General features: G+C 62.5%; 22 protein-coding genes and 1 tRNA gene. 16 read left to right on the top strand and 7 right to left on the bottom strand.

Annotated features, from left to right (window positions below):
• From rimM to ASILVAE211_RS01035, 7 genes are all read left to right on the top strand, one after another.
• Positions 1 to 564 carry a ribosome maturation factor RimM gene (gene rimM, locus ASILVAE211_RS01065; RefSeq protein ID WP_227319434.1) on the top strand — a complete coding sequence of 188 codons (564 nt, stop codon included), beginning with the start codon at positions 1 to 3 and terminating at the stop codon, positions 562 to 564.
• Positions 561 to 1,322, top strand: coding sequence for a tRNA (guanosine(37)-N1)-methyltransferase TrmD (trmD, locus tag ASILVAE211_RS01060; RefSeq protein WP_227319433.1), 762 nt, complete (start codon positions 561 to 563; stop codon positions 1,320 to 1,322). The genes rimM and trmD overlap by 4 nt, the downstream gene beginning before the upstream one ends.
• A 27-nt stretch (positions 1,323 to 1,349) precedes the next feature.
• Positions 1,350 to 1,757: a 50S ribosomal protein L19 gene (gene rplS / locus ASILVAE211_RS01055; RefSeq protein WP_227319432.1), complete on the top strand. Its 408-nt coding sequence runs from the start codon at positions 1,350 to 1,352 to the stop codon at positions 1,755 to 1,757.
• A gap of 142 nt (positions 1,758 to 1,899) precedes the next feature.
• Positions 1,900 to 3,312 carry a 3-isopropylmalate dehydratase large subunit gene (gene leuC / locus ASILVAE211_RS01050; RefSeq protein ID WP_264478634.1) on the top strand — a complete coding sequence of 471 codons (1,413 nt, stop codon included), beginning with the start codon at positions 1,900 to 1,902 and terminating at the stop codon, positions 3,310 to 3,312.
• Position 3,313: 1 nt separating this feature from the next.
• Positions 3,314 to 3,934, top strand: coding sequence for a 3-isopropylmalate dehydratase small subunit (gene leuD, locus ASILVAE211_RS01045; protein ID WP_227319431.1), 621 nt, complete (start codon positions 3,314 to 3,316; stop codon positions 3,932 to 3,934).
• 84 nt (positions 3,935 to 4,018) lie between these two features.
• On the top strand, positions 4,019 to 5,131 hold the full coding sequence (gene leuB / locus ASILVAE211_RS01040) for a 3-isopropylmalate dehydrogenase (protein ID WP_227319430.1): 1,113 nt from the start codon (positions 4,019 to 4,021) through the stop codon (positions 5,129 to 5,131).
• Between the two features lie 83 nt (positions 5,132 to 5,214).
• Positions 5,215 to 5,291 (top strand) — tRNA-Arg (locus tag ASILVAE211_RS01035).
• A gap of 128 nt (positions 5,292 to 5,419) precedes the next feature.
• Here ASILVAE211_RS01035 and ASILVAE211_RS01030 read toward each other — a convergent pair.
• The 3 genes from ASILVAE211_RS01030 to ASILVAE211_RS01020 are packed head-to-tail and all read right to left on the bottom strand — an operon-like array spanning position 5,420 to position 6,661.
• On the bottom strand, positions 5,420 to 5,746 hold the full coding sequence (locus tag ASILVAE211_RS01030; RefSeq protein WP_227319429.1) for a zinc ribbon domain-containing protein YjdM: 327 nt from the start codon (positions 5,744 to 5,746) through the stop codon (positions 5,420 to 5,422).
• 52 nt (positions 5,747 to 5,798) lie between these two features.
• Positions 5,799 to 6,050 (bottom strand): hypothetical protein, encoded by a 252-nt coding sequence (locus tag ASILVAE211_RS01025; protein WP_227319428.1) that lies wholly within the window; start codon positions 6,048 to 6,050, stop codon positions 5,799 to 5,801.
• 38 nt (positions 6,051 to 6,088) lie between these two features.
• Complete coding sequence (locus tag ASILVAE211_RS01020; protein WP_227319427.1) at positions 6,089 to 6,661, bottom strand: cupin domain-containing protein; 573 nt, start codon at positions 6,659 to 6,661, stop codon at positions 6,089 to 6,091.
• 205 nt (positions 6,662 to 6,866) lie between these two features.
• Between ASILVAE211_RS01020 and ASILVAE211_RS01015 the strand changes: the two genes are divergently transcribed.
• From ASILVAE211_RS01015 to ASILVAE211_RS00995, 5 genes are all read left to right on the top strand, one after another.
• A complete protein-coding gene (locus tag ASILVAE211_RS01015; RefSeq protein WP_227319426.1) occupies positions 6,867 to 7,718 on the top strand; it encodes an ABC transporter permease in 852 nt (283 codons plus the stop codon).
• Positions 7,715 to 8,506 carry an ABC transporter permease gene (locus tag ASILVAE211_RS01010; RefSeq protein ID WP_227319425.1) on the top strand — a complete coding sequence of 264 codons (792 nt, stop codon included), beginning with the start codon at positions 7,715 to 7,717 and terminating at the stop codon, positions 8,504 to 8,506. The genes ASILVAE211_RS01015 and ASILVAE211_RS01010 overlap by 4 nt, the downstream gene beginning before the upstream one ends.
• 28 nt (positions 8,507 to 8,534) lie before the next feature.
• Positions 8,535 to 9,614 carry an extracellular solute-binding protein gene (locus tag ASILVAE211_RS01005; RefSeq protein ID WP_227319424.1) on the top strand — a complete coding sequence of 360 codons (1,080 nt, stop codon included), beginning with the start codon at positions 8,535 to 8,537 and terminating at the stop codon, positions 9,612 to 9,614.
• Between the two features lie 4 nt (positions 9,615 to 9,618).
• Positions 9,619 to 10,740: an ABC transporter ATP-binding protein gene (locus tag ASILVAE211_RS01000; protein WP_227319423.1), complete on the top strand. Its 1,122-nt coding sequence runs from the start codon at positions 9,619 to 9,621 to the stop codon at positions 10,738 to 10,740.
• A 195-nt stretch (positions 10,741 to 10,935) separates the two neighbouring features.
• Positions 10,936 to 11,166, top strand: coding sequence for a DUF1902 domain-containing protein (locus ASILVAE211_RS00995; protein ID WP_227319422.1), 231 nt, complete (start codon positions 10,936 to 10,938; stop codon positions 11,164 to 11,166).
• Positions 11,167 to 12,208: 1,042 nt separating this feature from the next.
• Here the strand turns inward: ASILVAE211_RS00995 and ASILVAE211_RS00990 are convergent.
• Positions 12,209 to 12,430, bottom strand: a complete 222-nt coding sequence (locus ASILVAE211_RS00990; RefSeq protein WP_227319421.1) for a hypothetical protein — start codon at positions 12,428 to 12,430, stop codon at positions 12,209 to 12,211.
• 186 nt (positions 12,431 to 12,616) lie between these two features.
• Here ASILVAE211_RS00990 and ASILVAE211_RS00985 point away from each other — a divergent pair, with 186 nt between their 5' ends.
• On the top strand, positions 12,617 to 14,842 hold the full coding sequence (locus ASILVAE211_RS00985) for a bifunctional diguanylate cyclase/phosphodiesterase (RefSeq protein ID WP_227319420.1): 2,226 nt from the start codon (positions 12,617 to 12,619) through the stop codon (positions 14,840 to 14,842).
• Between the two features lie 20 nt (positions 14,843 to 14,862).
• Here the strand turns inward: ASILVAE211_RS00985 and ASILVAE211_RS00980 are convergent, their stop codons facing one another.
• Positions 14,863 to 15,222 (bottom strand): hypothetical protein, encoded by a 360-nt coding sequence (locus ASILVAE211_RS00980; RefSeq protein ID WP_227319419.1) that lies wholly within the window; start codon positions 15,220 to 15,222, stop codon positions 14,863 to 14,865.
• Positions 15,222 to 17,864 (bottom strand): MGH1-like glycoside hydrolase domain-containing protein, encoded by a 2,643-nt coding sequence (locus tag ASILVAE211_RS00975; RefSeq protein ID WP_227319418.1) that lies wholly within the window; start codon positions 17,862 to 17,864, stop codon positions 15,222 to 15,224. The genes ASILVAE211_RS00980 and ASILVAE211_RS00975 overlap by 1 nt, the downstream gene beginning before the upstream one ends.
• A 141-nt stretch (positions 17,865 to 18,005) precedes the next feature.
• On the opposite strand from ASILVAE211_RS00975, the gene ASILVAE211_RS00970 reads away from it, so the two are divergent.
• The 3 genes from ASILVAE211_RS00970 to ASILVAE211_RS00960 all read left to right on the top strand — a co-directional run bounded on the left by ASILVAE211_RS00970 (position 18,006) and on the right by ASILVAE211_RS00960 (position 20,440).
• The gene (locus tag ASILVAE211_RS00970; protein ID WP_227319417.1) at positions 18,006 to 18,893 is read left to right on the top strand and encodes an SMP-30/gluconolactonase/LRE family protein; all 888 of its coding nucleotides are present in this window, start codon (positions 18,006 to 18,008) and stop codon (positions 18,891 to 18,893) included.
• A gap of 65 nt (positions 18,894 to 18,958) precedes the next feature.
• Positions 18,959 to 20,161: a multidrug effflux MFS transporter gene (locus ASILVAE211_RS00965; protein WP_227319416.1), complete on the top strand. Its 1,203-nt coding sequence runs from the start codon at positions 18,959 to 18,961 to the stop codon at positions 20,159 to 20,161.
• Between the two features lie 66 nt (positions 20,162 to 20,227).
• Positions 20,228 to 20,440 (top strand): DUF2934 domain-containing protein, encoded by a 213-nt coding sequence (locus ASILVAE211_RS00960; RefSeq protein ID WP_227319415.1) that lies wholly within the window; start codon positions 20,228 to 20,230, stop codon positions 20,438 to 20,440.
• Positions 20,441 to 20,479: 39 nt separating this feature from the next.
• Here ASILVAE211_RS00960 and ASILVAE211_RS00955 read toward each other — a convergent pair whose 3' ends face one another.
• Positions 20,480 to 21,262, bottom strand: a complete 783-nt coding sequence (locus ASILVAE211_RS00955) for an SDR family oxidoreductase (protein WP_227319414.1) — start codon at positions 21,260 to 21,262, stop codon at positions 20,480 to 20,482.
• Positions 21,263 to 21,357 lie beyond the last annotated feature (95 nt).

Below are 21,357 nucleotides of genomic sequence, written 5' to 3'. Positions count from 1 at the left end.
TTGTCTGACGAGCGCATCTTGATGGGCGTCATCGGCCGGCCGCACGGCGTGCGGGGGCTTGTGCATGTCCAGAGCTATACGGCCGATCCCGACGACCTCGCCGATTACGGGGTGCTGTCGGATGATCGCGGCCGTGAGTTTAAGCTCGCCTGGGAGCGGGAAGGCGTTGCTCGCCTGTTCCAGCGCGTGAACGGCCGCGACGTTCCGGTCTCCGACCGGGAAGCCGCGGCTGCGCTCACCAATACCCGCCTTTATGTGTCGCGCGACGCTTTGCCGCCGGCGGATGAGGACGAGTATTACCTGACCGATCTGATCGGTCTGAAGGCAGAGGATCAGTCCGGCCGCGTGATCGGCACCGTCGCCCTCGTCCATGACTATGGCGCGGGCACCAGCCTGGAAATCACGCTGACGCGGGGCGCCCCGCTGATCATTCCCTTCACGGCACGCGCTGTGCCGGTGGTCGATGTCCGGGGAGGCCGCATCGTGGTCGATCCGCCGGAAGCGACCGATGGGGAAGAACAGAACGGCGCAGCCCAGGGCGGAAACGCCGAGGTGGACGCATGACGTGGCATGCGACCGTCCTGACCCTGTTTCCGGAGATGTTTCCCGGTCCGCTCGGCCTGTCCTTGGCCGGGCGCGCGCGGGACGAGGGTCTCTGGAACCTGGACGCGCATGACATCCGTGCCCATGGCCTCGGCCGTCATCGCAATGTCGACGACACGCCCTTCGGCGGTGGCGCCGGCATGGTGATGCGCCCGGATGTGATCGCCGACGCCATCGCGTCCCACCGGCCAGCCGGTGATCCGCGCCCGTTGGTTTATCTGACGCCGCGCGGCCGCCTGTTTACCCAGGCGGATGCCGAGCGCTTTGCCGCCGGTCCCGGTCTGATGCTGCTCTGTGGGCGGTATGAAGGTCTGGACCAGCGGATCATCGAAGCGTCCGGTGCCGAGGAAATCAGCGTCGGCGACTATGTGCTGTCGGGTGGAGAGCCGGCTGCACTGGTGTTGCTGGACGCCTGCCTGCGTCTTCTGCCCGGCGTGATGGGTGGGGCCGAGAGCGCCGAGGAAGAAAGCTTCGCCGGCGGTCTGCTGGAATACCCGCATTATACGCGGCCGGCCGAGTGGGATGGCCGCCCCGTGCCCCCCGTTCTGCTCTCAGGCGATCATGGCGCGATCCGCGCCTGGCGCCGGACGCAGGCGGAGGACGCGACCCGATTGCGCCGCCCCGATTTATGGGCGGCCCATCTCTCCCGACGCATATCTGGGCGCCAATCCCCCCAGGACATGACTGGATCTGTTGCAACGGCCTCGGCCGGACCCTAAAAGCCGCTTTACGAGAGGATTTTTCCCATGAACCTTATTCAGACCATTGAGGCAGAGCAGGTTGCTCGCCTCGCCGCCGCCCGTGCCGTGCCGGAATTCGAAGCTGGTGACACGCTGCGCGTTTCCGTCCGCGTTGTGGAAGGCGAGCGTACCCGCACCCAGGCTTTCGAAGGCGTCTGCATCGCGCGTTCGAACAAGGGCCTGAACAGCAACTTCACCGTGCGCAAGATCAGCTACGGCGAAGGTGTTGAGCGCGTGTTCCCGCTCTATTCCCCGGCCATCGCCGAAATCGCCGTCGTCCGTCGCGGCAAGGTCCGCCGCGCGAAGCTGTATTACCTCCGTGATCGTAGCGGCAAGTCCGCCCGTATCGCCGAGCGCCCGCGTGATCTGACCGCCACCGCGAAGTCCGAGGACAAGGCGGCTAGCGCCAGCTGATTAAAAGCCGGCCTGCCCTCAGAGCAGGCCGGCCCTGACGTTCACGGTCCTGGCAGATTCGGGCGCGCTGTCCCATTAATTACCGGGCGCGCCCGTTGGCGCGTCCGGTTCTTTCCCAGAACCGAGATTTAGGAGAGTGAATATGTCTGCCATCCGCCCTCGCACGCTATTCGACAAGATCTGGGCTGATCATGTCGTCGAGCAGCTCGAGGATGGCACCGCTCTCCTTTATATCGACCGGCACCTCGTCCATGAGGTTACCAGCCCGCAGGCTTTCGAAGGCCTGCGCGCGGCTGGCCGCCGCGTTCATGCGCCCGGCAATACCATTGCGACCGTCGACCATAACGTGCCGACCAGCGGGCGCCGTGAAGGCATCAAGGAGCCGGAAAGCCGCCTGCAGGTCGAGACGTTGCAGGACAACGTGCGCGAATTCGGCGTGCCCTTCTTCGATATTCTGGATGAACGCCAGGGCATCGTGCATATCGTCGGCCCCGAGCAGGGCATCAGCCTGCCGGGCATGACCATCGTCTGCGGCGACAGCCATACCTCCACCCATGGCGCCATGGGTGCCTGGGCCGTCGGCATCGGCACCTCCGAAGTCGAGCATGTGCTGGCCACCCAGACGCTGCTGCAAAAGCCGGCCAAGAACATGCTGGTGGAAGTGAACGGCACCCTGCCCGCCGGCTGCACGGCGAAGGATGTGGTGCTCGCCATTATCGGTAAAATCGGCACCGCCGGCGGCACCGGTCATGTCATCGAATTCGCAGGCGAGGTTATCCGCAATCTCGACATGGCGGGCCGCCTGACCGTCTGCAATATGTCGATCGAGGGCGGCGCCCGCGCCGGCCTCATCGCGCCGGACGAGACCACCTTCGCCTATATCAAGGGCCGTCCCTTCGCCCCCCAGGGCGAGGATTTCGACCGCGCGGTGGCCTATTGGAAGACCCTGCCCTCCGACCCCGGCGCGCATTACGACACGGTTGTGCGGATCGACGGCGCCGAGATTCAGCCCATGGTGACATGGGGCACCAATCCCGAGGCCGTGCTGCCCATCACCGGCATCGTCCCCAACCCGGACGAAGTGCAGGACGAGGCCGAGCGCGTGCAGATGCAGCGGGCGCTGGACTATATGGGCCTGACGGCCGGCACCAAGCTGACCGACATCCCCGTCGACGTGGTTTTCATCGGCAGCTGCACCAATGCCCGCATCGAGGATATGCGCGCGGCCGCCGCCGTTGCCCGTGGCCGTCATGTGGCCCCCAATGTCCGTGCCCTCGTCGTGCCAGGCTCCGGTCTGGTCAAAACACAGGCGGAAGCGGAGGGTCTGGCCGAAGTCTTCCTGGAGGCCGGTTTCGAATGGCGTGAACCCGGCTGCTCCATGTGCCTGGCCATGAACCCGGACAAGCTGCAACCCGGCGAACGCTGCGCCAGCACGTCCAACCGCAATTTCGAGGGCCGACAGGGCAAGGGCGGGCGCACGCACCTGCTCTCCCCGGCAATGGCCGCTGCCGCTGCCGTCACCGGCCGCCTGACCGATATCCGGGAGCTTGTCTAAGATGCAGCCCTTTACCGTTCTGACCGCCATCGCGGCACCCCTGCCGATGGCCAATGTCGATACCGACCAGATCATTCCCGCGCGCTTCCTCAAGACCATCAAGCGCTCGGGCCTGGGCAAGCACCTGCTTGCCGGCCACCGCTATGACGACCAGGACCAGGAGCGGCCGGATTTCGTGCTGAACCGCGAACCCTACCGCGCCGCCGAGATCATGATCGCACATGAGAATTTCGGCTGCGGATCGTCGCGCGAACATGCGCCCTGGGCCTTGCTCGATTTCGGCATCCGCTCGGTCATCGCGCCGAGCTTCGCCGATATCTTCCACGGCAATTGCTTCAAGAACGGCATCCTGCCCGTGGTCCTGCCGCGCTCGGTCTGCGATCAGCTGATGGAGGACGCCAAGCTTGGCGCCAATGCCCGCATCACGGTCGATCTGGAGCGGCAGGTCGTTGTCCGTCCGTCCGGCGCGGAGATTCCCTTCTCCGTCGATCACTTCCGCCGCCACATGCTGCTGAACGGTCTGGATGAGATCGGCCAGACTCTGGCGCGCACGGCTGAGATCGCGACCTATGAGACGGCGCGCCACACGGCGAAGCCCTGGATGCCGTCCATCAGCCTCTGACGCCTGCCCCACCCCGGCCCATCGCGGCCGGGGTTTTCGTTGGCGCACCGCGCCATTCTTCCCGATCCGACAGAGAGGCGCACCATGCCCGCCAATAAAAAACTCCTGCTGCTGCCTGGTGACGGCATCGGCCCCGAGGTCATGCAGGAAGTGACGAAGGTTCTTGAATTCTTCGACAAGAAGCGCATCGCCAGCTTTGACATGAGCGAAGGCCTGGTCGGCGGCGCGTCCATCGACGCGACCGGCCTGCCGATCACGCCCGACGTCGTGGCCCGCGCCAAGGGCAGCGATGCGGTGCTGTTCGGCGCCGTCGGCGGCCCGAAATGGGACAAGGTCGGCTTCGACGTGCGCCCCGAGGTCGCGATCCTGACGCTGCGCCGCGAGCTTGGCCTTTTCGCCAATCTGCGCCCGGCGACGGTGCTGGACCCGCTGATCGAGGCCAGCACGCTGAAGCCCGATGTGGTGCGCGGCCTCGACATCATGATCGTGCGCGAAGCCACGGGCGGCATCTATTTCGGCGAGCCGCGCGGCATCGAAACCCTGCCGGATGGGCAGAAGCGCGGCATCAATACCGAAGTCTACACGACGAGCGAGATCGAGCGGGTGGCCCGCGTCGCCTTCGACCTCGCGCGCCAGCGCCAGGGCCGGGTCTGCAGCGTGGAGAAGGCCAATGTCATGGAGAGCGGCCTGCTGTGGCGCCAAACCGTGACGGCGCTAGGCGCGGCGGAATACGCCGATGTCGCCCTGTCCCATATGTATGCCGATAACTGCGCCATGCAGCTGGTGCGCAACCCGCGGCAGTTCGATGTCATCGTCACCGGCAATCTCTTCGGCGATCTGCTGTCCGATCTGGCCTCGATGTGCACGGGCTCTCTGGGCATGCTGCCATCGGCGACTCTCGGGGCGCCGGACAGTTCCGGCCGCCGCCTGTCGCTGTATGAGCCCATCCACGGCTCGGCCCCGGATATCGCCGGCAAAGGCGTCGCCAATCCGCTGGCCCAAACCTTCAGCCTGGCCATGCTGCTGCGCTATTCCTTCGATATGAAGGAAGAGGCGGCGCTGGTCGAAAAAGCCTGCCTGTCGGTGCTGGAACAGGGGCTGCGCACGCCGGATATCATGCAGGACGGTAAGACGCGCGTGACGACGCAGGAGATGGGGACGGCCGTTATGCGCGAGCTGGAAAGGCTGGCGGCCTGACCTGCGTCTGGTGGGGGTCTTTTTTATGACACTGGGGGTTGCAGGACCCCCGCCCTTTCGGTAAATCCCCGCCCACGGCAGTTGCACCCGTAGCTCAATTGGATAGAGCACCAGACTACGAATCTGGGGGTTAGAGGTTCGAGTCCTCTCGGGTGCGCCACCTTTCTGAAAATTTGAATGTGGCATGGCACAGCAGGGTCGATCAGACCCTGTCTATCATTGCCTTATGCAAAGGATGGCGCGGCGCGTCACGGCCATGATCTGCCGCGACGCGATACGATAGCCGCTTCAGACCTTTCGCAAAAATTCCGCGCGCAGCATGACGCCACCGGCTTCCACCGCATGGTCACCGCTGCCGACGCGAATATTCTTGAGCTTGGTTCCGACCTTCAGCACCGTCGACGCCCCTTTGACCTTGAGGTCCTTGATGACGGTGACGGTATCGCCACTGGCGAGGGCGACGCCATTGGCGTCCCGCACCACCTCGTCGCCGGCGCCCTCCTCAGCCCTCTCGAAGGGCCATTCATAGCCGCAAGTGTCGCAGACATGGTACGCACCCTGCCGATGGATCTCGGTCATTGTGCATTGGGGGCAAGCGTCGGGTTGAGTGCTCATGCGGCGGACTTAGACCTTTGGCACAGGCCCCACAATCCGCCACCGGTGACTCTTAAGGCGAAGCAGCCCGGATCGGCGGGACGCAATTGGTCCTGCCCTGCATCGCACAATCCTGCAAAGCGTCCGTCGCCCTCAGGGCCGTGATGATATGCAGGCTGATGAAGATCAGCGCCGCCAGCAGGATCAGCGCCGCCAGGATGCCACGCCCACTGACCGAATTCTCATCCGGTCCGCCATCAGGGTCAGACCGCCAGGGCAGGAACACCTGCCCGACCAGCCAGAGACAATCCAGCATCGTCAGCACCACCGACCTCCGCCCTCGCCCGATGATCGCTTGGCCGCCTAGTAAAGCGGCGGGGTGATCACCCACAACACAAGCGTCATACCATCGGATGCGCTCTCAAACCGATGTGGTGTCGTACTTTTGAAGCGGAAACTGTCTCCCTCGCGGAGCAGGAAGCTTTCCTCATCAATCCAGATCTGCATGGCGCCGCTGATGACGTAGCCGCATTCCTCGCCCTTATGGGTATAGAGCTCGTTGCCGGATTTACCGCCGGGCGCGATTTCCACCAGCAGCATTTCCAGCTCTCCCGACAGATCGGGCGTCATCAGCCATTTCGCGACGCCATTGCCGGAAAGCCGCAGCTGACGCCCCTTGCCGCGGCGGACGATGCGGCCGATTTCGGCTGGCGGCGGTGGCGTTTCCTGATGGAAGAACCGGGCCGGCGTGACGCCCAGCGCTTCGCTGAGCTGGCGTAACGAGCGGATGGACGGCGAGGTCAGCCCGCGTTCGATCTGGCTGAGCAGCCCGACCGACAGGCCGGATTTGTCGGCCAGATGCTGCAGGGAGAAGCGATTGGTTTTCCGCAGGTCGCGAATCTGCATGCCAAGCCAGAGATCAGCCGCTTCCGTCACTGAACCACCGTCCTTGCTGCCAAATCGCGCCGCCGCCAAATATCGCGCATTGTGCGGATGATTGAAATTTAAGTCAAATTTTCAATAAAATGAATAATTTTCTCCAAAATCGCACATTCCACTAAAAATAATTTTGACATTTTCAAAAGAGTGAAAGAAGCTTTTGCCGAAGGCCGGGCCAAGCCGCCTTTCGAGGAAGCGAAGAATGCGCCGCCGCAGCCCTTTTGAATATTGGGTCAATCTCCCCGCCGGCCTGATCGCTTTGACCGGCGTGCTGTTCGCGCTCGGCCTGGTTCTGGTCATGAGCCTGCGCGTCAATGACGGCGATCTTCTGGCCGCTGCCTTCACCACCAGCAATTTCACCGATGCTTTGACCGATCCCCTGTTCTTCAAGATTTTTCTGCGCTCGATCGTCATCGCCGGGCTTGCGGCGGCGGCCACCGTCGGTCTTGCCTATCCGGCCGCCTATTTCATCACCTTCTTCGGTGGCGCGCATCGCAGTCTTTGGCTGACCCTGATTACCCTTCCGTTTTGGACAAGCTATCTGCTGCGGGTTTTCGCTTGGCGTGTCATCCTGGGCTATAATGGCATTCTGAATTCCGGCCTGATGGCGATCCATTTCCCCGGCGCGCCCTTCACCAGCCTGCTCTATAATCCGAAGGCCGTGGTGATAACCCTGTCCCACGCCTATGCCGCCTTCGCCATCCTGCCGATCTATGTGAGCCTGTCGGCCATCGACAAAAAACTGGCTGAAGCCGGGCTAGACCTGGGCGCTGCGCCCTTCACCGTCTTTCGGCGCATTATCCTGCCCCTGTCTTTGCCTGGCGTGATCGCCGCCTTCGTTCTCGTCTTCGTGCCGACATTAGGTGACTACGCAACACCCATTCTGGTCGGCGGCCCGTCCAGCACCATGCTTGGCAATCTCATCCAGGACCAGTTCGGAGAGGCCGCGAACTGGCCCGGCGGCGCCGCCATGGCCGTCATCGTCATGGCGACGCTGGGCCTCGTCTACGGTCTGAGCCGCTTTGGACGCCGTCTGTGGATCAAGCGCGCATGATGGACAAGCAGCCGAGACTTCTGAAGGCCTATGCGCTTCTCTATCTGTGCTTTCTCTATGCACCGATCCTGATGCTGCCGCTGTTTTCCTTGAACAATGCGGTCGCCGTCGCTTTCCCGCTGCGGGGCTTCACGCTCCATTGGTATAAACAGTTGTTCCAAGACCGGAGCCTGCATGCAGCGCTGTTCAACAGCCTACAGGTGGCGATCATCGCCTCCGTCGCCGCGACCTCGGCCGGCACGCTGACAGCCTATGCGCTAACCCGCGGACGCGGCTTTCTGACGCGGCCTGTCACCGGCCTTGCCGTGCTGCCGCTGTTCATTCCCGGCATCATCCTCGGCATCGCCTTGCTCATGGTCGTCAATCTCATCGGCATCGGTCCGTCGCTCACCGCCGTCACCATCGGCCATATCGCCGTCTGCCTGCCTCTGACCATCGTGATCATGCGTGGCCGCTTTGCCAGCACAAGCGCGTCGATCGACGAAGCCGCGATGGACCTGGGCGCCACGCCCTGGACGACGTTCCGCCGCGTCTCCCTGCCCCTGGCTTTGCCCGGCTTCCTCTCCTGCCTGATCCTGAGCTTCACGACCTCGATCGACGAATTCATCGTCAGCTTCTTCCTAGTCGGCACGCAGGAAACCCTGCCTCTTTATATTTGGGACCATCTCCGCTTTCCGGAACAGCTGCCGCAGCTCTTAGGCCTCGGCACCCTGATCCTGATCTGCTCGGGCGCGCTTGTCCTCTGCGCCGAGTTCCTTCGCCGCCGCGGTGCGGCGCAATCCGCCTGACACCCCATTACATAAAAGGAGATTGCGTATGAGAAACATCCTCGCCCGATCCTTCCGCCGCGGATTGCTCGGCACTTTGGCGCTGGCCGGCCTCTGCACGGCGGCCCTGCTGGCGCCGCAGCGCGCGCAGGCACAGGACAAGATCACCTATTACACCTGGGACGGTTACGAGCTTCCGGCCTTCCACGAAGCCTATCTGAAGGAACATCCCGAGGGGCTGAACATCAGCGTCTTCGGCGACGATGACGAGGCTTTCGCCAAGGTCCGCGCCGGCTTCCACCCGGATATCGCGCATCCCTGCGTGGACAAGCTGCCGCAGTGGCGGAAGGCGGGCCTGCTGCAACCGATCGATACCAGCCGCATTCCGAACTGGGACAAGATCTATCCGATCTTCCGCAATATGCCGGGGGTGCAAGCAGACGGTAAAGTCTGGATGGTGCCGTGGGACTGGGGCAATACCTCCATCCTCTACCGCACCGATCTGGTGAAGAATCCCGACATGAGCTGGGGCCTGCTGTGGGACAAGGCCTATTCCGGCAAGCTTGCGACCATCGACGCCGTGCATGACACCTGGATCGTCGGCGCCATCATGGCGGGTGTCGATCCGTTCAACGAAAGTGCCGCCGATATCAAGAAGGTTTCGGCCAAGCTGCGCGAACAGCGCCCGCTCATGCGCATGTATACGACAGACATGACCTCAGTCGAACAGGCTTTGGCGTCGGGCGAGCTGGTCGCCGCCATGACCTGGAACGCCTCCTACGCCGATCTGATCAAGCAGCATGTGCCGGTCGCCTTCATGCATCCGAAGGAAAAGATGCTGACCTGGGCCTGCGGCATGGTCGTGCTGAAAGGCGCCCATGACATGGACAAGGTCTATGACTTCATCAATGCCCGCCTGGCGGACGACGCCGGCGAAGCCCTGGTGACGAACTATTCCTACGGCACCGCCAATTCGGAAGCCTATGACAAGGTGCCGGCCGACGTGAAGGCGAAGTTCGCGCTGCCGGCCGACCCTGCGACGGAGCTGAAAGACACCGTCTTCACCTCGGCGATGAAGAACCCGCAGGCGATTGCCGCGGCCTATGCCCGGGTCAAGGAAGGTGGCTGACGGCATGCTCGTTCCGTCCGCCAGCGACGCCGCGCCGATTATCGAACTGCGCGGCGTCGAAAAATTCTACGGCGCGTCACGTGCGGTTCAGACCATGGATCTGTCGGTCCGGCAGGGCGAGTTTCTCGCTCTGCTCGGCCCCTCCGGCTGCGGCAAGACGACGACGCTCCGCATGATCGCCGGCTTCGAGGCGCCGACCAAAGGCGACATTCTTCTGCACGGGCGAGACATCAAAGCGGACCCGCCCTATCGCCGGCCGGTGAATACGGTCTTCCAGGATTATGCGCTGTTTCCGCATATGACCGTCGCCGAGAATGTCGGCTTCGGCCTGTCCGTCGCGCGCCGTCCGCGCGCCGAAATCAAGACCCGTGTGACTGAGCTGCTGACCATGGTGGGCCTGGGCGACAAGGCCGGTCGCAGCCCGGCCCAGCTGTCCGGCGGCCAGCGCCAGCGCGTGGCGCTCGCCCGTGCCCTGGCGCGCGCGCCGGAAGTGCTGCTGCTGGACGAACCGCTGTCGGCGCTGGACGCCCATCTGCGCCAGCAGATGCAGATCGAGCTGAAGCAGATCCAGGCGCGGCTTGGCCTCACTTTCATCATCGTGACGCATGACCAGTCCGAAGCGCTGACGCTCGCAGACCGTATCGTCGTCATGAACCACGGCGTCATCGCGCAGATCGGCACGCCCGCAGAGCTTTACGACAGCCCCGCCTCGCCTTTCGTGGCGCGCTTTCTGGGGGCGGCGAATCTCATTCCCTGCCGCCTGGCCGAGCGCCGCGATCATGCGGTGACGCTCGCTATCGGTGGAACCAGCCTGTCGTTGGATATCGCGGGTGGCAGCGTGCCGGCCACGCAGAACCTTCTGCTCTGCGTGCGCCCCGAGCGGCTGCTGCTGTTGCCCGAGGCCAAGCCCGGTCACTCCCTCCCGGCCCGCGTGGAAAGCCGGATTTTTCTTGGTCTTGTGGAGCGGCTTCAGCTGCGCCTGCCGGATGACACGATCGTCAATCTCGATCTGCCGCATCGCGGCGCGATGCCGCCCGCTTTGGGTGAAACGATCCATCTGGGATTTGAGCCCGGCACGACCAGGCTTTTCGTCGCCGAAACCAATGACGACTCCGGCGCAGACTAGTTTGCGCTTCATTACCGTCTGTTGAGAAAAACCCAAATTCTGACGACAAATATTCAGAAAGCGCGCGGCCGGTCTAAAAATGTGAAGTCTGCGCCTATCGCTTTATCATTTCCGTAACTTGCCAAAGCGGAGCGGAGCGGCGCAATCTTGATGCTGAGGCTGGCCGTTCAAGAGCCGGCCCAGGGGGATAGGCCCATGTATCAGATCAAGGCCTTTTGGGACGCCGATAGTCGCATGTGGCATGGCGGCAGCGATGAACTGCCGCAGTTGGCCGTTCAAGCGCCGACGATGGAAGATTTGATTGCCGATGTGCGGCAGCGCATCGTGGACGTGCTGCCGATGGACCAGCACGGACATCGGCACGGTGACCCGATTGCGATTTCCTTCATCGCCAGCCGCTCGGAACACGTCCAGCGCCGCTATTGAGCGGCGCCGGAGTTTTCAGTCCAGAGAATGATGGAGCATCACGCGGCCAGCCCGCTCATATGCATGAGCACAAAGGCGATGAAGCCGCTGATGGCTGCAATGGACGCGACATAAATCCAGCGTTTGGTTGTACGCATTTCCGGCTCAGAGCTTGTTTGTCCAGATCCACACGACAGCGCCGCCGATAAAAACGGCGAGTGGCGCCAGCAGCAGCATCGTCCTGACATCCATTCAGAAATAGACCTTCTGTCAGCATCGACGCAGCCCATCGCCACATGCGGTCGGGTGTCACGACTGATCTAGTTACCTCTGAGAGCGGCGAAACCCCCATTGGGCGCATGGAAGCATGGAGTTTTCTAAAACCGCCATTCATCCGTAACAAAGCCTTGAATTAATTGATTTTTTAACCCGAAACGCGCCGGAAGCAGGGCTTCCATGTGCGGCTTTGCTTCTCCGTTCGGGGAAGCATTCTGCAACCGATAAGTCGGCGGTGGCGATCCTTAGGCACTTTAACTTCGGAGACCTGCCTTTGCCCATGCCGCAGCGTGCGTAAGCTCTTCGGACCGCTACAGTTAGGGAGGATCGCCTTGTGTTGGGCCGCCCTGCCCAAACTGGAGGAATGGCCTCTCCCGAGAGATAAGGGATCTTGGGCTGAGCCTTCAGCCTTCAACAAGCAATTCCATCTTATAACAATCATGCGGCCTGCGATCCGAACCCGTACCAAGCCGCGCCAATTGCCCTAAGCAGCGGAGAAATCTGCCAAAACCACGCAAACGCGGCCTGGAGCCACTGACCGGCCACACAGCATCGTGATGGGCCACTTGTATCTCTCGATAATGCGCAAAATTTACCGAACAGAAGACAACAGCGCCGTCTCTGACGGAAGCGCGGGAGCGCTCGGCGAAAAACCAGCCAGGCCATCTCATCAAGACGATGACAGATGCATTGCATCCAGTCGTTTCGAATGATTGACTAAAGCTGACGGAGAACGACGTCTTTGGTGAAGAGAACCGTGCGCGGCCCAAATGTCTGGTCGGGCCTATCACGCGCCAGCCGCAGGCTCCTGCTGTCCGGCGCGGTTCTTTTGCTTGCCATGACGGCCATGATCGGCTTTGCCATTGTCAGCATGCGCTATTCCACGCTCGACGAACAACGCCATGATATGGCGCGGATCAGCTTCGTCGTCGGCGACCAATTGACCAGTGGGCTTCAAGGGGTCGATCTGATCCTGACGAATCTGCGCAATGAGATTACGAATCGGCATTTAATCGACTCACGGCCGGCTCCGACGCTCCAAAATCCGCATTCGCAAATTCAAAGTGATTTACGGGATGATGCCCTTCCCCAAACCGATGGATTTGCCATCATCGACGCGCAGGGCGCCATCCTCGATCATACCCAAAACTGGCCGGCCGGAATAAAGCCTGGTCAGGATGGACGCCTAGCTTATTTGCGCACCAATAACGACGATCATATGTTCATTGGTGCGCCATTCTGGAATGATCACGCTCAGGACTGGGTGATGTATGCGGCGCATCGCATCAACGACGACCGCGGCGCCTATAAGGGAGCCGTAGTCGCCATCGTCAGCCTCGGCTATTTCCAAAATTTCTACCGCTCGCTGGTCGATCAGGATCGTTTTGCGGTAACCCTGCTCAATCGGCAGGGCATCGTCCTGGCAAGCTACCCCGTGCCGCTTGCCATTGGCCAAAGACCCGCCCGCCTGGGCAAAGTATGGGATCGGATCGTCTTCAGCGGAAACGCGCATACCTTCGATGGCCCGGGACTGACCTATCCGGGCCTCAGGCTCGTCGCCGTTCGCCCTGTCGCAGCCTATCCGGTGGTCGTGAATGTCAGCATCGCCAAATCGGCCGCGCTGGCCGCCTGGCGGACACAGGCGCTTTTGGCCCTTGCCGGTGCCCTCTGCGCCATCCTCTGCACGCTTCTTCTGCTACGCGCCGTCATGCTGCAACTGAAGCGATTGGAGCAGTCGGAAATTCTTCTGTCGGAACAATCAGCGCGCCTATCCACCACGCTCGATCACATCACCGACGGCGTCGTCATGATCGACCCCAGGGATCACGTCCTGGTCTGCAACCAGCGCGCCCTTGAACTCCTCGATCTGCCGGCCGGGCTGATGGCATCCCGCCCCGCACTTGAAACGGTCCTGGCCTATCACCGCAGCATCGGCGAGTATCCCGACGAGGCCGACGCCAATCGCCTACTGCAACAATTACGGGCCAGAATACCGAGCCTTGTCGAGCGATACCGGCCCAATGGCATCATCCTGGAGGTGCAGACGCTGCCGCTGCCGGATGGCGGGCTGATTCGCACCTATTCCGACATCACCGAGCGTCGCCGCTCCGAAGCGCGGATCCGCTATCTCGCTCACCATGATCCTTTGACCCATCTCGCCAATCGCGCCTTGTTCCGTGAGAGGCTGGAGCGCGATATCGCGCGGGCCGATGCGACCGGGCATCGGCTGGCCTTGCTGTATATCGATCTCGATCGTTTCAAATTCATCAATGACATGCGCGGCCACGAGGCCGGCGACAAACTCCTGGTCGAAGTCGGGCGCCGCATGCGCGCCATTACCAGCGCCGCTGAGACGGTGGCGCGCATGGGCGGCGACGAATTTGCCGTCATCCTGCCGCTGGATAAGACCCAGCGCAAAGCTTCCGACCTCGCGAAGGATATTCTGCTCGCCCTGCAGCGGCCGATGGACATGATCGCCTCAGGCTTCCATGTCAGCCTGTCGATCGGCATCGCGCATTATCCCGACCACGCCCGCAACGCCGAAGAATTGCTGCGCAACGCCGATATCGCGCTTTACCAGGCGAAGACAGACGGTATCGGCTTGTGGCGGGTTTTTGACGCGACCATGCAGGCGCATCAGGCCCTGCTCTTCGAGCGCGAGCAAGACCTGCGTGTGGCGCTGCGGCTCAATCAATTCACGCTGGCCTACCAGCCCATTCTGGACTCCTGGACAGGGCAGGTGGTGGGTTGCGAAGCGCTGCTGCGGTGGACCCACCCAGTCCAAGGTGCCATCCCACCGATCGACTTCGTGGGCATGATGGAAAAGCTGGGCCTGGTCGTGCCGATCGGCCGCTGGGTGCTGGAAACGGCCTGCGCGGAAGCCGTGAATTGGCCGGCAAGCACGCATGTCGCGGTCAATCTTTCACCCATTCAGATGAATGACGAGGAGCTGGTCACCGAAGTCAGAGCCATCCTCAGCCGCACCGGACTGCCGGCCAATCGGCTGACGCTGGAAGTGACCGAAACCAGTTTGCTTGAGGATAACCCGACGGTACGCCGCACCATGGACGCGCTGCGCGCTATCGGCATCCGCTTCAGCCTGGATGATTTCGGCACCGGCCATTCAGGCCTCGGCTATCTGCGCCGTTTTCCCTTCGACGGCATCAAGATCGACAAGCTTTTCGTGCAGGACATGGTGGAGCAGCCTGACGCCGCCGCCATTGTCACGGCGCTATTGGCCGTCAGCACGGCCCTGCATCTGGATGTGGTCGCCGAAGGCGTGGAGACCGCTGCCCAATATGAAGCGCTACGCCGCAAGCAATGCCAGTTCGTGCAGGGTCATTACTTCTCGAAACCGCTGCGCAACGACGAGGTCCGGCTGTTCATCGCGTCGCGCAGCCCAGCGGCGTTGCAGCTCTAGCGCTGCGCCCAGCCGCGCGGTCAGAGGCCCAGCGGCGGTTCCGGAATGCCCAGTTCCTCCCGCAGATGGCCGAAACGGTCGGGGTCCAGATAGCGTCCGTCCTCGTAAAGCAGCTTGAGCGCGGCCAGACCCGTCTGGGTGAAATAGGCGCGCTGGCCAAGGTCTTCCGGCGGCAGATCTATCAGCCCGCGCTCGATCATGGCTGCCAGCACCGGCGGAATCTTAGGCTCGCCCCGCCGCGCGCCGCTCGTCCAGAGATTGATGCGGATGCCTTTCGACAGCGACGGCCGCACGCCGAAGGCCGCCCCCAATTCGTGGCGAATGAAGCTGCGCTCTGCGGCCGTGAAAGGAACGGCGCCGGGCTCGTGTCGTTCAGTCATCAAGCGATATCACCTATCAGAAGCGCGACCAGCCCGGTCCAGCCGGTTTGGTGCGAAGCACCAAGACCGCGCCCGGTATCGCCATCGAAATATTCGTAGAACAGGGACAGATCGCGGAAATGCGGATCCGTCTGCTCCTGCTCGGATTCGCCGACCGCTGCACGGCGGCCGGTCTTGTCGGCCAGGAACAGGCCCGCCACGCGGCGGGCCAGCTCGTCGGCAATGTCGGCCAGTGTCAGCTGAATGCCCGAACCGACCGGACATTCAACTTTAAATTCATCCCCGTAATAGGCATGGAACAGCCGCAGACTATCGATGATGAGATAGTTCATCTGCGTCCAGATCGGACCGCGCCAGTTGGAATTGCCGCCGAACAGGCCGGAATGGGATTCGGCCGGCCAATAGGGTAGCGAGAATTCCTGCCCGCCCCAGGCAAAGACATAGGGTTTCTTCTCATGCGCGCGGGAGACGGAGCGCACGCCGTAGGGCGACAGAAACTCATCCTCCGCCAGCATGCGGCGCAGCAGGCATTTCATACGATGACCGCGCAACATGGAAAGCAAGGATACGCTTTGATAGCCCGGCGTCTCCCAATTTGAGACGAGCGCCGCCAGATCAGGGCGATGTTCCAGGAACCACTTCATCCGCGCGACCATTTCCGGCAGACGCGGCTGGTCCGAATGGCGCACGACTTCCACGGCGAACAGCGGAATCAGCCCGACGATGGTGCGGGCGCGGATGGGAATTTCCTGCCCGTCGCCCAGTTCCAGGCGGTCATAGAAGAACTCGTCCTGCTCGTCCCAAAGGCCGCCATGCTTGGCGGCAGCTTCAACGATATACAGGAAATGTTCAAAATATTTGATCGCCATGTCCTGATAGGAGCTGTCGACGAGCGCGACTTCGATCGATATCCGCATCAGGTTCAGCGCCGACATGGCCATCCAGGCGGTGGCATCCGACTGGCTGAGCGTGCCGCCCATCGGCACCGGCGATGACCGGTCAAAGATGCCGATATTGTCGAGGCCGAGGAATCCGCCCTGGAAAATATTGCGGCCGCCGGCATCCCGCCGGTTCACCCACCAGGTGAAATTGAGCATGAGCTTGTTCAGCATGCGTTTTAGGAAAGTGTAATCCGCGATGCCGGTCATCTCGCGGTCGATCGAAAAGACACGCCAGGTTGCCCAGGCATGGATCGGCGGATTGGCGTCGCCGAAGGCATATTCGTAAGCCGGCAGCTGGCCGTTAGGATGCATGTAATTGTCGCCGACAAGCAGCAGCAACTGCTCCTTGGCGAATTCCGGATCGATCTTCGCCAGCGGCAGACTGTGAAAGGCCAGATCCCAGGACGCGTACCACGGGTATTCCCACTTGTCCGGCATCGAGACGATATCGGCGTTATACATATGGACCCAATCGGCGTTGCGGCCCTGCCAGCGGCTTTGCGGCGGCTTGGGTTCGGCCGGGTCGCCCATCAGCCAGGCGCGCACGTCGTAATGGTAGAACTGCTTCGACCACAGCATGCCGGCGAAAGCCTGACGCTGCACGCGCCGCAGTTCCGGGTCGGTCACCTTGCCATGGACGGCATTGTAGAATTCGTCGGCCTCGGCACGGCGCGCGGCAAAGATAGCGTCGAAATCCACGAAGGCGCTTGCCGCTGCATTGTCTGCGGGGCGGAAGCGCAGGCGCAGCACCCGCTCCTCCCCGGCCGGCACCGTCATTTCATGATGGGCCGCGCATTTCGTGCCCCAGCCTTCGGCCCGCACGGAATCCGTCAGACCGCCGATGACATAATCATGAAAGCCGTCCTTGAAGGGGCCCGGCGCAGCCGGTTCATTGTAAATGCGAACGCGGTTGGTCTCATTGTCGCAGAACAGCAACTGAGCCGGCTGCCCGATATCGAGCCGCATGTCTTTCGGCATATCGGGATGCGTCGCTGACACGGCATCATCCGCCAGCCTGCGGATTTCCGGCAGGTCAGGTCGCGCCGTCCAATCCCAGATATTGCGCGCCCATAGCTGCGGCAAAACATGCAGGGGTGCCGCGTCCGGACCGCGATTGGCGATCGTCACCCGCATCAGAATATCGTCCGGCGCTGCCTTCGCATATTCGACGAAGACATCGAAATAGCGGTTCTCGGCGAAGATGCCGGTATCCGTCAGTTCGAATTCCCGATCGTCATAGCCGCGCTTGCGATTTTCCGACAGCAGCCGTTCATAAGGATAGGCGGCCTGGGGATATTTATACAGCATCCGCATGTAGGAATGCGTCGGCAGAGCGTCGATATAGTAATAGAGTTCCTTGACGTCCTCGCCGTGATTGCCTTCCTGATTGGCTAATCCGAAGAGCCGTTCTTTCAGAATAGCGTCCTGCCCGTTCCACAGGGCAAGGCCCAGGCACCAGTGCAAATTCTGGTCACCGAAGCCGGCAATGCCGTCCTCACCCCAGCGATAGGCGCGGCTGCGGGCCTGATCATGCGTGAAATAGGACCAGGAATCACCGTTCGGGCTGTAATCCTCCCGCACCGTGCCCCATTGGCGCTCGCTCAGATATGGCCCCCAGGCCCGCCAGGATTTGGAGGTACGCGTGGCGACCAGCCTTTTGCCCTCGGCAGTGGCAAAGAGCGCGGCGGGAGAAGGCGGCATGGTGACGCTCCGATCCTGTGTCCGGCAAGACCTGCTATCGCCCGGACGGCTTGGTTCCTATAACCCGCTGATGCGGATCGAGAAACAGCAGGCCAACCGGCGCTGCCCAGCGGTCTGCCCTGTTTGCCGAAGGAAAAGGCCATGAGCGCAGACCCGAACATGCTTGCCGCAACCCCGCTCTGGCCGGTGCGCGCCGTGCTGGGCGAAGGCCCGCTCTGGTCTGCCCGGCAGGAACGCGTCTTTTTCGTGGATATTCGCAGCAGCCGCATTCTGTCCTGCGATCTGACCGGCGCGGCCCAGGCCGAATGGCGGATGGAGCAGGGCCCGTGCTGGATCATTGAAACGTCACATGCCGATCGCTTCCTGGTGGGGCTGGAGCGCAGCATCGTCGTCGCTCGGCTGATCCCCGGCGAGGCCGTCGAGATCATCCATCGCTTGCCGGGCGTATTTCCGGACGGCATGCGCCTGAACGACGCCAAGGCCGGCCCTGACGGGCAGGTCTATTTCGGCAGCATGGACGATGCCGAGGCGACAGCGAACGGCCAGTTCCACGTCTTGAACACGGAAGGCCAGCTGTCCCATCTCGATCACGGCTATACCGTCACCAACGGCCCTGCCCTCAGCCCTGACGGCCGCACGCTCTATCACACCGATTCGCCCGCGCGGACGATCTATGCCTTCGACCGCCATCATGACGGCAGCCTGACGGGCAAGCGCGTTCATATCCGTTTCACGGAGGCTGACGGCTATCCGGACGGCATGACCTGCGATGCCGAGGGTGGGCTGTGGGTCTGTCATTGGGATGGCGGCCGTGTCACCCGTTTCCTGCCGGACGGCACGCGTGACCGCGCCATTACCCTTCCCGTCTCCCGCGTCACCTCCTGCGCTTTCGCGGGTCCAGGACTGGACCAGCTGGTCATCACCACAGCGGCGCATGAGCGAGAAGCGGAACCGCTGGCGGGAGCGCTGTTCCTGGCGAAACCCGGCATTCAGGGTCTGGCCGCGCATCGGGCGGCCTTCACGGGCTAGGTCAAAACCCTTATTGCTGCATCGCGGCATATCCCTGCCGCGACCAGTGACAATGAGGTTTCACGATGACCGGCTCCGCGCTCTATCGCCGGGCGGTCGTGCTTGGCTTGACGATTGCCGTCGGCGCCTTCGCGATTGACATGTATATCCCGGGCTTCGCGGCAATCGCGCGGCAGTTGCACACCGATGCCGGCACCGTGCAGCTCAGCATGACCAGCTTCTTCGTGGCGCTGGCACTGGGCCAGGTGATCTACGGCCCGGTGTCCGACACATTCGGCCGCAAGCGGCCGACCTATGTCGGACTGGTCATTTTCATCATCGCCTCGGTCGGCGCGGCATTCGCGCCCTCCATCCAGCTTCTGATCCTGTCACGCTTTTTCCAGGGACTGGGCGCGGCCGCGACCGCTGTCATTCCCATGGCCGTCGTGCGCGACGAATATACCGGGCCGGATGCCGCCCGTCTGCTGTCCCTGGCCATGCTCGCACTCAGCGTCTCGCCCATCCTGGCGCCCGTCATGGGCGGTCTGGTGGTGCAATACCTGTCCTGGCGCGTGAACTTTCTGTTTCTGATCCTGATCGCGGCCCTGGTGATCGTCATGGTCTGGCGCATGCTGCCCGAAACCCTGCCGCCAGAGCGGCGGGTCAGCGGGCGTTTGCTGAGTATCCTTGGCACCTATGTCCGGCTGCTGCGGCAGCGCATCTTCATCCTGCCGGTGCTGATCGCGGGCTGTGCGCAAAGCCTGCTTTTCGCCTTCATCTCAGGCTCACCCTTCGTCTTCGTGACGCTGCACCATCTGGCGCCGACACTCTACGGCGCGCTGTTCGCCGTTCATGCCATGGTGCTGATCGGGTTCAGCCAGTTCAACGCGCCGATGATGCGCCGTTTCGGCGCCCGCAGCCTGATGGGCTTTGCGACCGCTGCTTCCGCCTTGGCCGGGCTTCTGCTCGCTGTCCTGGTCTTCTCAGGCATGAGCCTGCTCTGGCCCTTCATCGCGCTGACCATCACGCTGTTCCTGTGCCTGGCCTTCATCATGGGGCCGGCCTTCCTGACGGCCATGGAACCCTTCGGCGCCACCGCCGGGGCGGCTGCCGCGCTCGCAGTCGGCATGGAATTCACCATGAGTTCGATAACGACGGCCCTGATGAGCGTGATTTCGGATGGCACGGCGCGGCCGATGGTGGGCTGCATCGCCGCCGTCGCCTGCTGTGGCTTCGCAATCTGGTGTGCCTTCATGAAATTGGTGCCGGCGCCCGCTCGGCTCTCTTGAAGCAGGGGCCACGCGACGCGATTTCTAAACCATCGCTATCCAGCGATGGAAAAGGGAAACGGGTCCATGTCCGGCAATCAAGACCAAGACGAAGATCGCCTGCAGCGCATTCGGGAGACAGCCTATGGGCTGTGGGAACAGGCGGGCTATCCTGAGGGCCAGGAACATGATTTCTGGCTGCGCGCCGAGGAAATCGTAGACGGCAAGGATGACAAGGATGTCGATGCCGAGAGCGCCGACAGCTTCCCGGCCAGCGATCCGCCGTCCTTCAATCCGTGAGTAAAAAAGGGCGCCCCGACCGGGCGCCCTTTTTTAAGATCAGCCCATCGTCGAGTTGAAGGCGCCGCCGTCGAGCAGCAGGTTTTGCCCGACGATATAGCCGGCATGGGCCGAGCAGAGGAAAGCGCAGGCACGGCCGAATTCCTCCGGCTCGCCGAAACGCCCCGTCGGGTTCAGCTGCGCGCGCGCCGCCATTTCATCCTCAATCGACCGGCCAGAGGCCTTGGCCGCGCCTTCCATGGTCGTGCGCAGACGGTCGGTCGTGAAGGGACCGGGCAGCAGATTGTTGATGGTCACGTTATGCTTGGCCACCTGACGGGACAGGCCGCCCACGAAGCCGGTAAGGCCCGCCCGCGCGCCATTGCTCATGCCCAGCGCCGCGATCGGCGACTTCACCGAACCTGAGGTGATATTGACGATGCGGCCGAAGCGGCGGCCGATCATGCCGTCGATCACCGCCTTCATCATGGCGATGGGCGACAGCATATTGGCGTCCAGCGCCTTCACCCAGTCATCGCGCTCCCAATTGCGGAAATCGCCCGGCGGCGGACCGCCGGCATTGTTCACCAGAATATCGGGATCGGGGCAGACGGCCAGCGCCGCCGCGCGACCGGCCTCGGTCGTGATATCGCCGGGGGCGATCTCGATGCGGCCGCCCGTTTCGTGAGCAATTGCCCGCGCCGCCTGAAGGAGCATCTCGGCATTGCGGCCCGTAATGGTCACGTCCACGCCTTCGCGGGCCAAAGCCGTCGCGCAAGCGCGCCCCAGGCCTTTGCTCGCGGCGCAAACAATCGCTCGCCGTCCTTTGAGCTCTAAATCCATGACAATACCTTCTCCAAACTGCTGTGAGACGGTATTGCTGAGGAGAAGGGTCGGCGGCAAGACCGGCCCTGACTTTGCGTGCCGGATAAAGACGG

Origin of the sequence: Acidisoma silvae (assembly GCF_020618775.1) — a bacterium.
GTDB classification, from domain to species: Bacteria; Pseudomonadota; Alphaproteobacteria; order Acetobacterales; family Acetobacteraceae; genus Acidisoma; species Acidisoma silvae.
This window is presented reverse-complemented; position numbering and strand designations above follow the sequence as displayed.